This is a genomic window from Pseudomonas sp. SIMBA_067 (assembly GCF_046534675.1).
Classification (GTDB): domain Bacteria; phylum Pseudomonadota; class Gammaproteobacteria; order Pseudomonadales; family Pseudomonadaceae; genus Aquipseudomonas; species Aquipseudomonas putida.
The window spans coordinates 1-262 of sequence record NZ_JAWRYH010000668.1 but is presented as its reverse complement, the minus strand read 5'-3'; the positions used below and the strand labels follow the sequence as shown (position 1 = coordinate 262).

Sequence of the window (262 nt, the reverse complement as noted above, 5' to 3'; positions counted from 1 at the left end):
GCCTCCAGTACCGTCACGCGAAAACCGTTTTCCAGCAGGAACAGCGCGCTGGAAAGACCGGTGTAGCCGGCGCCGATCACGCATACATCGGTTTCGACTTCGCCTTGCAACGTCGGACGAGGCGGGACCGCATTGGCGGACGCTGCGTAATACGACTGGGGGTAGGGGGTGTTCGCCATCCTGGAACCTCTGTTTTATATTTTTTACGAGTGCTCCGATCCTACCTGAGTTGAAAATTGCCTGCCAGCCACCCAAAAATCAC

At 56.5% G+C, this 262-nt stretch carries 1 protein-coding gene; it reads right to left on the bottom strand.

Annotated elements, in window-relative coordinates; genetic code table 11:
• Nucleotides 1-179, bottom strand: a 179-nt coding sequence (locus SB765_RS30795; protein WP_410932644.1) for an FAD-dependent oxidoreductase, incomplete at its 3' end; no start/stop codon positions are given.
• Between the last annotated feature and the right edge of the window lie 83 nt (nt 180-262).